Source organism: Paraburkholderia sp. GAS448, from assembly GCF_050435685.1.
Taxonomy (GTDB): Bacteria; Pseudomonadota; Gammaproteobacteria; order Burkholderiales; family Burkholderiaceae; genus Paraburkholderia.
The window spans coordinates 25,023-37,980 of record NZ_JBNDKT010000012.1 but is presented as its reverse complement, the minus strand read 5'-3'; the positions used below and the strand labels follow the sequence as shown (position 1 = coordinate 37,980).

Sequence of the window (12,958 nt, the reverse complement as noted above, 5' to 3'; positions counted from 1 at the left end):
GATCAAAGCCCCCTGCCGGCCTGACGCTGCGGCTGCGCGGCCTGGCCGCTGCCTTTGCCAGCGCCGCTGCTGCCGCCGGCGCGCCGGCGCGCTTCGTCGACCGAACGGCCGCGCGGCGACGCGCGGCGCTGCAGCAGGTCCTGCGTGATGCGCACGTGCTGCCGCGCGAATTCCTGCGTCGTCAGATCGCGCGACACAAGCTGGCGCGCGGCCGCCTGTGCCAGGCGTTGGGCGTCTTCCGGCGCGGCCACGAGGCTCTCGGCAGCCTCTCGCAACGCCGCCGGATCGAACGGCGGCACATAGGCCGCCTGGCTGGCCGTGAAATAGTCCTGCAAGGCGCCGACGTCCGTGACGATCATCGGCTTGCCGACAGCGGCCGCTTCGAGCATGACCGTGATGCCCGATGCGTGTGTGTTCGGGCGCAGCGGCACGACGATGACGTCGGCCCAGTCGTACAGTTCGCGCTGTTTCCTGAGGCCCGCCGCGGGCGCGATGTCGACGTTCGATGCCCGCAGCGAAGCAGGAATGCGCCGCCGTGTCGCCAGCCGCACGGTGTAACGCGCATCGTTGCCGAATGCATTGATGAGGGTTTCCCAGTCGCGGTCGCGATCGTTGCCGATAGCGGCGATGCGCAACGGCGTGTGCGGCACCCATTGCGTGGGCGCCTGCACCGGGAAGTCGCGCGTGTTCAGGCCGTAGTAGACGTGCACTGCGTCGCGGTCGAGGTACTTGCGGCACAGCGCGGCATTCTCCGAGGCGAGCGTGGTCAGTACATCGGCGCGCGCGATCAGCTTGCGATACGCCCAGCGCCGCAGCATGCCGTACTCCGGCCACCTGTCGAGCAGCCACACGCTTTGCGCCAGCAGCGCAGGCGACGCCTTCCGGCCTTTCAGCAGCAGCAGGAGCGCCACCGACAGATACTCATGCTCGGTATGCGTCCAGATCACATCGGAGCGCAGGATCTCATCGCGATTGCGCAGCGTATGAATGAAATCGAAGCCGAGCACGGCCTTCAGCCCGCGCCGCAACAGCCGCATCGGCGCACGCTCGCGAGCATCCTGCGAATAGGTCAGCGCAAAGGCATCCGATTCGGCGTGGTGATAGCCATACAGGCAGCCGATGTCGTCGCCCCTGCGATAGAAACGCGGATCGGCGCCGTAAAACAGATGGACGTGGACTCTGGTCACACTCATGCAGGAACTCCCGACAACCGTTTGAGGAAAGCATCGGCAAAGACGCTCCGATGCACGCTGATGCGGCCTGGACTTATCGCTGCGCGCTGCGTGGGCTTCCTGACGCAGCGTCGCGCGTCTCGCGGGCCGCGCCAGCCCGTGTCACCGTCACCGTCACCGCGCGGCGCGCCGTGCTTCGTGCGCGCCCGTGCGCACCGCGCGCCAGCGCGACAGCGTCGCGCTGCTGTGTCTTGACGCCAGCGCCAGCAGCGCGTGAGCCATGCCCGGATACACCCGTGTGCCGACGAGCGTGTACCACCACCAGGCCGCTTCCCGGCGCACCGGCGGCAACGCGTCGCGCAGGATCAGGTGCAGGTTGTACGCGGCGTTGCGCACCGCCTGCATCGTCTGCGCGTCGCGGCGGTCGTCGTCGAAACGCTCGGCGGGAAAATGGTCGACGGCGACCTGCGGGTCGTACACCAGCTTCCAGCCGGCGTTCTTCACGCTCATGCTGAAGGCCATGTCGTTGTGAACCTGGGCGCCCGCGCCGCGCAAACGGTTGTCGAAGCGGATCGTGCGGACCGCTTCGCGCCGGTAGCTCATGTTGGCGCCCTTCAGCAGGTCCACTTCGCGTGCCCCGCCGACACCCAGGTGATGGTTGCCGATGATCCTGCCCGACGGCCGCACCTTGCCGACGAGCGGGCGCGCGCCATCGAGGACGCGGCCCCTCTGGTGCACCCAGTCGCGCCCGCCGAGCGCGCCGAGCCGCGGATCGGCCTGGAACGCCGACGCGATGCGCTGCGCCCAGTCGGGGCGCGGGGCGGCGTCGTCGTCGGTGATCGCGATGACGTCGCCGGTCGCGACGTCCAGACCGCGATTGAGCGCCGCCACCTGCCCCGGCACTTCGACAAGCGCAATGCGCAACAGCAGCGCGCCCTTCACGGCCGGATCATGCAGGCAGGCGAGCGTCGCCTCGTCGTCGGGACGCACCACGACGACCACTTCGTCGGGCGCGCGCTGCTGCCGCTGCAACGCCGACATGCAGCGTGCGAGATCGGCGGGCCGGCGAAACGTGGGAACCAGTACCGAAACTTTCATGATGTCCTCTCTGCCTCTGCCGTCAGGCGCTCAGGTATTCCTGCACCACCGCGTAGCCGCGGGCATACGTGCCGCGCGCACGCGGCGGCATCGCATTGAAGATCGCGCCGCGCACGCTGACGCCCGCGTTGTGCAGATGCTTCATCGCATCGATAATTTCGGGTTCGCTGTGCATGCCCGAGCGCAGCACGAGGAACGTCGAGCCCGCGTGAACCGAAGTGATCGATGCGTCGGTCACCGCGAGGATCGGCGGCGTGTCGATGAGGATCACGTCGTAGCGCTTCGCAAGACCCTCGAGGTATTGCTGCAGGCGCGGCGACATCAGCAGTTCGGAAGGATTCGGCGGACGATGCCCGCACGAAATGAAGCTGAGGTTTTCGGTCTCGGTGTGACGGATCGCCTCTTCCAGCGAGATCTGGCCGCTCAGCAGCTCGGAAAGGCCGTTGTCCTGCGCGCCGCCGAGGTAGCGCTCCAATGCGCCGCGACGCATGTCGCCGTCGATCAGCAGCACACGCTTGCCCGAATGCGCGAGCAGCACCGCGAGGTTGACCGCGAGGAAACTCTTGCCGACGCCGGGCATGGGCCCGGTCAGCACGACGATACGGTTCTTCGCATCCATCATCGTGAACTGCATCGACGTACGCAGGCTGCGCAGGCTTTCGACCGTGGCGTCTTTCGGGCGTGCTGCCGAGAGCACCTTGCGCAGACGGCTGCCGCCGCGCTCGAAGCTGTTTTCCAGCACCGCCTGTTCCACGCTCAACGGAACGAGGCCATACACCGGCAGGTGGAAGGCGCGTTCGATATGCTCCGGATCATCGATACCCTTGAACATGTTGCGGCGCAGAAACACGATACCCGTGCCGACGATCAGCCCGAGAATCACCGCCGCCGACAGGATCAGCACCTTCTTCGGCTTGACGGGCGCACCCGGACGCAACGCGGCGTCGATGATGTGAACGTTGCCGCCCGTGCCGGCCTTCTGCACCGACAGTTCCTGCACACGGTTCAGCAGCAGCACGTAGATGTCTTCCGCCACCTTCGCGTCGCGTTGCAGCTGGACTGCCTTGACCTCGGTCGCCGGCAGATCGCGGAAGCGGTCGGCGTACTTGGCGCGCTGCGCTTCGAGTTCGCCAAGCTGCTGACGGGCCGCAACCAGCATCGGGTGATCGTCGCCGAAACGTTGCTGCAGCGACGCGATCTGGATCCGCAGGGCCGAGATCTGCGATTCGTACTGCACGCTGCCTTCCAGATAGACCTTGGCTTCATCGCTTGCATTGATCGAGCCGGACTTGCTCTGATAGGCCGTCAGGGCCGCTTCCGCGCGTTCCAGATCGCTCTTCAGGCGCGGCTCTTCGCTCTTCAGGAAGTCGAGCATCTTGCTCGCATCCACCTGCTTGCTCGCGACGTGCTGACGCAGATACGACTGGGCAACCGCATTGGCCACTTTGGCCGCGTGCTCGGGATCCTGGTCATCGAGCGAGATCTGGATCACGCCGGTCTGCTTGCCCTGCTCGGTCACCTGGATGGCCGACTGGAACCCAGCGATCGCGTCGAGATCGTTGGCGCGCATCACGTAGAACTCCGTGCCGGGACGGGCAACGAGCTTGTCGACGAGAATCGACACGCCATTGCCCTGCGCCGGCACGCCTGCCTGGCCGCTCAGGAGCGGCGAGCCATTCGGAGCGCGCAGTTCGAAACGCTCGCCGGGCAGCACCGTCAGCACCATCTTCTGGCCTTCGAGCGCGGGCGGCACTTCGACGGAATCCACGGTCGCCACTTCGCCGCCCCATGCGTAGGTGCCAAGGCCCAGCCACGGACGCGCCGGTTCGCCCGGCGTTGCGAGGCGCGCGGCGAGGCTGCCCAGCACGGGAATCGTCCTCGGGGTCACCGAGAAGTTCAGCTTCAGGTCCTGAACCACCGGCGCCAGCACGCCGCGGCTCTTGATCATCTCGATCTCGGCGTCGGTGGGCAATGCGCCCTGCCCGCTCGTCGTGATCGCCGCGCCGGTCTGCGTCTGCGTGAGCGCCTGCGACGTGTTGTCGGACTGCTCGACGCGCACGTGCGCATCCGCCGAGTACACCGGCTTCGCGATATAGCAGTAGAGCGCAGCGATCGCGACGATCGACACCGCAATGGCGATCAGCCACCAGATGTCGTCGAGGATCACCTGCACCAGTTGACCGAGGACGACGTCCTCTTCTTCGGTCCTGGCCGGGCCGGCCAGTTGAGTGTTTGCGTGAGTGCTCACAGTTCGATCCTGGTTGGTTCGCCCCGGGATCCATGCGGTGCACAGCGGGCTGTGCGGGCCGCATGGACCCTGGGGCAGGTCAAGCGACTAGCGCGTCAGCTGCCTCAGATAGAACAGCGTCTGAATGGTTGGCAGCACCTGCTGCAGCACACGATTGAATGTCGTCGAGGCCGCCGTACCCACGTACACCACATCCATCGGTTGCAACTGGAACTGCGTCGACAACATGATCGAATCGGGCTGCGTCATGTCGAGGCGGTACACTTCCGGCGTCGTCGGATTGTTCTGCATGCCGCGCATCACGAAGATCTGACGCGGGTTCGCATCGGTGTCGAGAATGCCGCCCGACTGCGTGAGCGCATCGGCGATCGACAGACGTCCCTTGATCATCGTCAGCTGGATCGGGTTCTTCACTTCACCCATCACGAACACGCGGCTATCGATGCGGTCCGGCACGTTGACGATGTCACCCGCCTGCAGCATCACGTTCTGCTTCATGTCACCGCTGTCGAGCATGCGGTTGGCGTCTAGCACGTACAGCTGGTTGTGACGCGTGAGGCGCACGCGCTGCAGATCGGCATCGGCGGTCGTGCCGCCCGAGCGCGTGATGGCGTCGACGAGCGAGATCGGCACGTCACTGATCGAAAGCGGACCCGGGGTCTTCACCTGACCGGTCACCTGCACCTTCTGGCCACGATAAGACAGCACGCGCACGTCGACCTGCGGATTGCGGATGTAGCGCACGAGGCCAGCCGTGAGCTGGTCGCGCAGCTCGCCGACGGTCTTGCCCGCCGCGCGGATGCGACCGACGAACGGGAAGTAGATCGTGCCGTCGGCGGCGACGGTCTGGCCGTACGGATCGGCCTGGCCTGGCAAGGCCGTCGTATAGGGCTGCTGCAACGCGCCGCCGACCGATTGCGTCGTGTTGCCGCCGGACGACAGCGTGCTGCCGTTCGGCGTCGTGAGTTCAGGGTGATCCCAGACGGTCACGCCGAGAATGTCCTGGGGCGCGATCCGGTACACGTACTGCGCCGGATCGGCAACATGCGACTGCGGCAGGACCTGCGGGGCGGCGGCCGCGGCCTTCGCCTGGTCCATCACGACCTGCGCGTTGATCAGCGTCACCGGATAGGTTTCGGTGGGCGCCGTCTGGTTGTCCTTCAGCCGCGACGTGTCGAGGTAGTTCCCCGGCGCGGTCGAACAGGCCGACAGGAATGCGGCCAGCAGAAGAGAGAGTATGAAATTTCGTATCAGCATATTTTGTTCAGCCATCCCATGACCAGATGTTCGATGAGCACGAGACTTTCCCGATAGCCGGCTTCGTGTCCGCCATGCGGATCGACGACGTCGGAGTCCTCCCATTTGCCGAGCGGATACACCTTGCCGCGCGAAGTCGGATCGAGCGATTCGACCTCCTTCACCTGGGCGCGCTCGGTGACCAGAATCAGATCGGCGTCGCGCACGATGCGGCGGTTCAGCCGCCGTGCCCGATGACTGCCCGTCTCGACACCCTGCTCGCCGAGCAGGCGCCGCATGACCGGGTCCATGCTGTCGCCTTCGAACGCGCGAATGCCGGCCGACTGGAACGCGATCGGCACGCTGCCGCGGTGGCTCGCAGCGCTTGCCGCGCTGCCGGCGTGCGCCTTGAACAGCATTTCGGCAGCCGGCGAGCGGCACACGTTGGCGTGGCAGACGATCAGAACGTTGGCGAACATGGACAGGCTCCTGGATCGCTAATCAGCGCGCGGCGACTTCGTCGACACTCGCCGTGCGCACCGGCGCGGCGCCGGTCTGCGGTTGCGGCGCGGCGTCCGGCAGTGCGTACTGCCGGCCGATCGCGTGATATTCGATGCCCAGTTCGCGCATCGATTCGGGTTCGTACAGGTTGCGGCCGTCGAAGATGAGCGGCGTCTTCAGGTTCCGCTTGAGGCTGTCGAAGTCCGGGCTCTTGAAGACTTTCCATTCGGTGAGGATCACGAGCGCATCCGCGCCTTCGGTCACCTCCATCTCGTCGCTGGTGAATTCCAGACGCGCCAGCTGCTGCGGCGCGTCCTGCAGATCCAGCGCGAACACGCGCTTCGCTTCGTCGAGTGCAACCGGATCGCAGGCCTTCACGCGGGCGCCGCGCGCGAGCAGTGCCGCGATCAGGCGGCGGCTCGGCGCTTCGCGCATGTCGTCGGTATTCGGCTTGAACGCGAGCCCCCAGACGCCGAACGTGCGGCCCGTCAGATCGCCGCCAAGGCGCGTGACGATCTTGTGAGCGAGGATCTTCTTCTGCTCGTCGTTGACGGCCTCGACCGCATTCAGGATGCGCAGGTCCTGGCTATGCTCGTCGGCGGTGCGGATCAGCGCCTGCACGTCCTTCGGGAAGCACGAGCCGCCGTAGCCGCAGCCCGCATACAGGAAGTCGTAGCCAATGCGCGGATCGGAGCCGATGCCGCGGCGCACGGCCTCGATGTCGGCACCCACGCGATCGGCGAGGTTCGCGAGTTCGTTCATGAACGAAATGCGCGTTGCAAGCATCGCGTTGGCCGCGTACTTGGTGAATTCGGCCGAGCGCACGTCCATGTACAGCGTGCGCTCGCGGTTGCGGTTGAACGGCGCGTAGAGGCGCTTCATCAGATCGCGGGCCTTTTCGCCGGGCACGTCCTCGTCGCAGCCGAGCACGATGCGGTCCGGGCGCGTGAAGTCTTCCACCGCGGCCCCTTCCTTCAGGAACTCGGGATTCGACACCACCGAGAACATGTGTTTCGCGCCACGCGCCGCGAGTTGTCCGGCGATCGCTTCGCGCACGCGCAACGCGGTGCCGACGGGCACCGTCGATTTGTCGACGATCACCTTGAAGCCGTTCATGTAACGGCCGATGTTGCGCGCGGCCGCAAGCACGTATTGCAGGTCGGCGGAACCGTCTTCGTCGGACGGCGTGCCGACGGCGATGAACTGCACGTCGCCGTGCGCGACCGCCGCCTCGATGTCGGTCGAAAACTTCAGGCGACCGGCCTTGCGGTTGCGCGCGATGACCTCCTGCAGGCCCGGCTCATGGATCGGCACGCCGCCATTGTTGAGCACGTCGATCTTGCGTTGATCGACGTCGAGACAGAGCACGTCGTTGCCGATGTCGGCAAGACAGGCGCCCGTCACAAGGCCTACGTAGCCGGTACCAATGATCGTCAGGTTCATCTGTTAACACCTCGAAGATTTGAACATTCCAGAAACGGAAAACACACGCCGCGCAGCCCTCGTCTGCGATGCGCCGCGCGACGCCGTTGCGCTCAATAAGCGTTGTGGCCGACGAAACCCTTCCAGAGCGTCAGGACGACGATCTTGATGTCGAGCCAGAAGGTCCAGTGCTGCATGTAGTACAGGTCGAGCTTCACACGTCCCATCATTTTTTCGATGCGATCCGTCTCGCCCCGATAGCCGTTGATCTGCGCCCAGCCGGTGATGCCCGGCTTGATGCGATAGCGATGCATGTACCCCTTCACCAGATCCTTGTAGATGTCGTCGTGCTCCAGTGCATGCGGACGCGGCCCGACCACCGACATCTCGCCCTTCAGCACGTTGATGAACTGCGGCAGTTCGTCGAGACTCGTGCGCCGCAGGAATGCGCCTACCGCCGTGATGCGCGGATCGCCGCGGGTCGCCTGGGTCACCTTGCCGGCAGTCTCGGCGTGCATCTTCATCGAACGGAACTTGTAGATCTCGAACTGATGTCCGTCGATGCCCTTGCGCTTCTGCCTGAAAAACACCGGTCCCGGCGAGGACAGCTTGACCATCGCCGCAATCACCAGCATCAGCGGCGCGAGCGCGGTCAGCGCAGCGAGCGCGAACAGGCGGTCGAACACGAACTTCGGCAGCACGCGCACATCCGTAATCGGCGACGCGGCGAGGTTGATCGCCGGCACGCCCAGCAGATCGACGACAGGCTGGGTGAAGAGGCTCAGGCTGCGCACGTCCGGGATGAAGCGGATGTTGACGAACTCGTTGCGAAACTCCATCACGAAGCGGTGAATCGTGCGCTCGTGGGAAATCGGCAGCGCCAGCCACAGTTCGCCGATGCCACGCGTGCGCACCAGCCGCACCATCCTGTCGAAGTCGCGCTCGACGGGCACGCCTTCGAGCTCCGTGGGCAGGCTTTCCGTACTCACGGCATGACTGGCGAGCTCGATCTGGTCGCTCTCGCGCCGCCCGCCTGGCTCATCGAACACGATGGCAGGGCTAAAGCCCGCTTCCGGGCGGCTCCTCATCTGCTCGATCAGGAAGCGTCCATACAGGGAGCCGCCGACGATCGCCACGGCCTTCTGGTTGTAGCCCTCGCGGCGCAGGCCCTTCAGCACGCCGTGCACGACAGCCTTCGTGAGGATCAGCAGCACGACCGTCGCGACGGCCCAGTAACCGAGCCACAGACGCGACAGCTGATCCGAGCGGTGCAGGCTGAAACTCATCAGGATGCCCGTGCCCTCGACGATCAGCCATGCGCCAGCGACGCGCCACAACAGGTCGTAGACGGGCTTGCCGCGCCACGACTGATAGATACCCAGCGCCGGAAAGAACACCACCACGAGCAGGCAGTTGAACAGGAGCGAGACGCTCTCCATGTCGTTCAGCCACACGAACGCTCCGTTGTGTACGGCAGCCGCGATGAGTGCGCCGAGGCCCACCATCGCGATGTCGATAATCCGGGATAGAACGCTCAGCATGAGCCGCACCTCAGTTCGTCAGTCAAATTCTGTCCGTGAATTGAATACATCTCGCGCTGCATGGAAGGCTCTCCAGGACCGAGTTCCGTACCACCGTCCGTCGCCATGACGAATTGCGGCCACTGGCTCTTCCATTGCAATGCGCGAGGAGAAATTCTGATCCGAATGAGTGAATACCCTTGTACAGGTATGAATAACGCGGCATTAAAATTCCCGTGACAAGGCCCCAAAATATCTCAAATTGTATCGGTAACAATTTCCAGATTTTTTCTTCATTTCTTCCGGTAATTGTTGCCGCTTTGGCATTTTTTTTGATTAAAAAAAATGCCGGTAACGCGCCGCGTGACCGTTTTGATACGCCTTATTGCACCGGCTGCATGGAACGCTCGTCGGCAACTTTTCGGCGTGAATAATTTCCCGCCTGTTCAACGAGATTATTTTTTATTTTTTTCGCGCCACATTGAAATCACCCGCATAAAAGAATCGCCCGATTAATCCGTTTATTTTTACTTTAGAACATAATTGGCTTTCTTTTTATTGACAAATTACGTTGTGATACAACTCATCGCATCGATCATGCCTTGAGGAGTCTTTCGATGACTGCGATTGTTGCAGCGCCTGCTGTGGGTACCCGGTCTTCCATAACCGCCAACGTGAAACTCAAAGTACATCCCGTCATTCTGGCCGGTGGCTCCGGCACGCGGTTGTGGCCAATGTCGCGCGAGCAGTATCCGAAGCAGCTCATCGGTCTGCTGGGAGACGACTCATTGCTGCAATCCACCACGCGCCGCCTCGACGCGCTCGACGCCGGCTACCCTCTCGCAGATCAACTGGTCGTCGTCGGGAACGAGGAGCATCGCTTCACCACCGCCGAGCAGTTGCGCACGAGCGGCAAGGCAAGCCATCTGATGCTCGAGCCGGTCGGCCGCGATACGGCGCCTGCATTGACCGTCGCTGCGCTGTCGATCGTCGCGCAGGATCAGGATGGCGTGATGGTGGTGATGCCGGCAGACCACGCCGTCGCCGACACGGCGCGCTTTCATGCGGCGGTATCGGCCGGAGTCCAGCAGGCGGCGGCAGGCCACATCGTGACGATGGGCATCGTGCCGACGCGCGCGGAAACCGGCTACGGCTATATCCGCGTGGGCGCGCCGGCCGACGCAGGCGCGGCCGGCGCCCGCCGCCTCGACCGTTTCGTCGAAAAGCCGCATCTCGAACTTGCGCAGCGCTATGTGAGTTCGGGCGAGTACTGGTGGAACAGCGGCATCTTCATCATGCGCGCGTCGACGTGGCTGAAGGCGATCAGGCATTTCCAGCCCGCGATCCATGCGGCCTGCACAGAGGCGTTCGCAGGCGGCAAGGCGGACGGCGATTTCTTCCGCCTCGCGCGCGATGCATTCGCCGCGTCGCCGTCGAATTCGATCGACTACGCGGTGATGGAGAAGCTCGGCAACGATGCGTCGGTGTGTGCGGGCGTGGTCGTGCCGCTGGATGCCGGCTGGTCCGATGTCGGTTCGTGGGACGCGATCTGGCAGATCCTGCCGAAGGACGCCGACGACAACGTCGGACGCGGCCGCGTGATGTTCGAAGGCGCGGCATCGACCTTCGCGCATTCCGAAGGCCGGCTGATTGCGTGCGTGGGCACGCAGGATCTGGTGGTCGTCGAGACAGCCGATGCCATTCTGGTCGCGGACCGTTCGCGCGTGCAGGACGTGAAGAAGGTGGTGGGCCGCATCCGCAGCGAACAGGGCCCTGAAGCTGCGAACCATCGCAAGGTTCATCGCCCGTGGGGCCACTATGATTCGGTCGATACCGGCGAGCGTTTCCAGGTCAAGCGCATCGTCGTGAAGCCAGGCGCACGGCTGTCGTTGCAGATGCATCACCACCGCGCGGAACACTGGATCGTCGTGCGCGGCACGGCGCTCGTCACGCGAGGCGAAGAGCGTTTCATCGTCTCGGAGAACGAGTCAGCCTATATCCCGCTGGGTGTCACTCACCGCCTCGAGAATCCGGGCAAGATGCCGCTTGAAATCATCGAAGTGCAGTCCGGCTCCTATCTCGGCGAAGACGACATCGTGCGCTTCGACGATACCTACGGACGCCAGTGACGTCGCCGTGAGTGACAGCCTGGTCTGATGAGGCCCGTGCGTCGGTGAAGTTGCCGTCCGCGGGCGTCTCTGATGTTCAACCCTTGGCGCATCAGCCGCGCGCAGACTTCGGGTTAGCCTGGGTTAAGCCCGGGTTAGCCTGGATTCAGCCGTGGTGCGAGAGGAGATCCGACGCCGACGGGCAGCGATCGGCGGAACCGTCTGCCGCGCTCTCGCCCGGATAACGGCGCAGCGGTACCCGGCGCGCGTGGTTGACGTTCACATGCGCCGACATATGCACCTTCGCCGGATTCACGGCGGGAGCGTCCACTACGCCGGCAGCAGGCGCGGGTGCAGATGCGGGTGCCGCAGTAATCGCAGGACGGGGCGCCGGCATCGGTCGGGAAACGGGACCGGACGGCGGCGGCCCGGCTCGAACGGCGTCATCCTGAAGTGCCGCTGCAGCCAGCATGCGGCAGTGACGGTCGATCCATTGCTGGGCCCACTCGAACGCGTGCCGCTCCGCTGCCTCAGGTGTCTCGAAGCGCGGACCGACGAGGCCGGAACGCTCGACGCGTCTGCCGTCCTTCATGATCTCCGCCCACGCGCGATACATCTCGTGCGGCACCGATTGCGCCATCACGTAGATCACATAGCCACGCCGGTCGGCAAGCTGCTCGCCGGGCGACGACATGCCCATCCACAACGGACTGCGTGCGGCCTCGTCGGCCGTGTCCCGCTCATGATGCGAGCCGGGCGCTCCGGCAGCCGGATCGCTTGCGCCCATCAGCGCACGGGGGTCGATGCGCGTCGACGCCTCCCTCGCCACCTCGTCGGGCGAGCCCGAGAGTTGTCGCGTGATCTCCGCGAACGGATCGACGGCACGCGAGTCACCCGCATCGCCATTCGTGTGCGGCGCCTGCCACGACTCGGGGCTCTTCCAGAACACGCCACGCAAGCCGTCGTCACGCAGATCGTGATGATCGCGCGCAGGGGTGCTCGCCGTTTCCGTCGTGCCTTGCGGGGCGACTGCGGTCGTTGGCTCCGGGACGTAGGCGAACCGTCGACCGGTTTGCGACAGGAGCTGGACCATTTCGGCCAGTGTGCCGTTCAGTTGCCACTCTTCGAAACGGCGCCGGCAGGTTGGGCCGGAGGGATAGCGTCCAGGCAGTCTGGACCAGGGCTCGCCAGTGGTCAGGATCCACAAGACCGCGTTGGCGACGACACGCGGTTCTGCGCGGGGCCGACCGCGCCGGTTAAGACGAACAGCCGGCTCATCGGAAACGAGCGCAGACAGTAGCGCCCATTCGTCATTGCTTAGCTCATCGAAAAACATATATTTCTCCACGCAGCACGGCCTGCTGCGGCTTTGGACACCCACAAATTTCTTTTTTCGTGATTTGTGTGCTGCCCTCGGTTGCACAATATGCTTGTACGTTTTGGGGCGTTTCGGGGAAATCGCACAGCCTTAGTGCGGATATTCCCGTTAGCGACGCACAAAACGTGGTCTCACTCGTGCATGGGAGAATTTGTGCACGAAGCATACCATCGCCAGGGTTTCCATGAATATCATTGAGACAAGTGTTACGCATAGAAACAATCTTGTCCTTTTCGCGGCGTTGTTACACTCGTCGTTGTCACGAAGAAACTCGC

At 64.3% G+C, this 12,958-nt stretch carries 9 protein-coding genes; 1 reads left to right on the top strand and 8 read right to left on the bottom strand.

All coding sequences use genetic code 11. The features are described 5' to 3' along the window. Window positions 1-2: 2 nt before the first annotated feature. The 7 genes from P3T23_RS21915 to P3T23_RS21885 form a co-directional block, all read right to left on the bottom strand. Entirely contained in the window at window positions 3-1,193 is a 1,191-nt protein-coding gene (locus P3T23_RS21915; RefSeq protein ID WP_429318215.1) for a glycosyltransferase, read from the bottom strand. 153 nt (window positions 1,194-1,346) lie between these two features. After that, the gene (locus P3T23_RS21910; protein ID WP_429318214.1) at window positions 1,347-2,270 is read right to left on the bottom strand and encodes a glycosyltransferase; all 924 of its coding nucleotides are present in this window, start codon (window positions 2,268-2,270) and stop codon (window positions 1,347-1,349) included. Window positions 2,271-2,292: 22 nt separating this feature from the next. Then, window positions 2,293-4,494 carry a polysaccharide biosynthesis tyrosine autokinase gene (locus P3T23_RS21905; protein ID WP_429318411.1) on the bottom strand — a complete coding sequence of 734 codons (2,202 nt, stop codon included), beginning with the start codon at window positions 4,492-4,494 and terminating at the stop codon, window positions 2,293-2,295. Between the two features lie 111 nt (window positions 4,495-4,605). Next, the gene (locus P3T23_RS21900; RefSeq protein WP_429318213.1) at window positions 4,606-5,790 is read right to left on the bottom strand and encodes a polysaccharide biosynthesis/export family protein; all 1,185 of its coding nucleotides are present in this window, start codon (window positions 5,788-5,790) and stop codon (window positions 4,606-4,608) included. After that, a complete protein-coding gene (locus P3T23_RS21895) occupies window positions 5,769-6,233 on the bottom strand; it encodes a low molecular weight phosphotyrosine protein phosphatase (RefSeq protein WP_429318212.1) in 465 nt (154 codons plus the stop codon). Before P3T23_RS21895 ends, P3T23_RS21900 begins: the two co-directional genes overlap by 22 nt. A gap of 22 nt (window positions 6,234-6,255) precedes the next feature. After that, entirely contained in the window at window positions 6,256-7,698 is a 1,443-nt protein-coding gene (locus P3T23_RS21890) for a UDP-glucose dehydrogenase family protein (RefSeq protein ID WP_429318211.1), read from the bottom strand. Window positions 7,699-7,790: 92 nt separating this feature from the next. Then, window positions 7,791-9,218, bottom strand: a complete 1,428-nt coding sequence (locus tag P3T23_RS21885; protein WP_429318210.1) for an undecaprenyl-phosphate glucose phosphotransferase — start codon at window positions 9,216-9,218, stop codon at window positions 7,791-7,793. A 596-nt stretch (window positions 9,219-9,814) separates the two neighbouring features. Between P3T23_RS21885 and P3T23_RS21880 the strand changes: the two genes are divergently transcribed. Further along, entirely contained in the window at window positions 9,815-11,326 is a 1,512-nt protein-coding gene (locus P3T23_RS21880; protein WP_429318209.1) for a mannose-1-phosphate guanylyltransferase/mannose-6-phosphate isomerase, read from the top strand. Window positions 11,327-11,471: 145 nt separating this feature from the next. Here the strand turns inward: P3T23_RS21880 and P3T23_RS21875 are convergent, their stop codons facing one another. Continuing rightward, the gene (locus tag P3T23_RS21875; protein ID WP_429318208.1) at window positions 11,472-12,641 is read right to left on the bottom strand and encodes a transposase; all 1,170 of its coding nucleotides are present in this window, start codon (window positions 12,639-12,641) and stop codon (window positions 11,472-11,474) included. Between the last annotated feature and the right edge of the window lie 317 nt (window positions 12,642-12,958).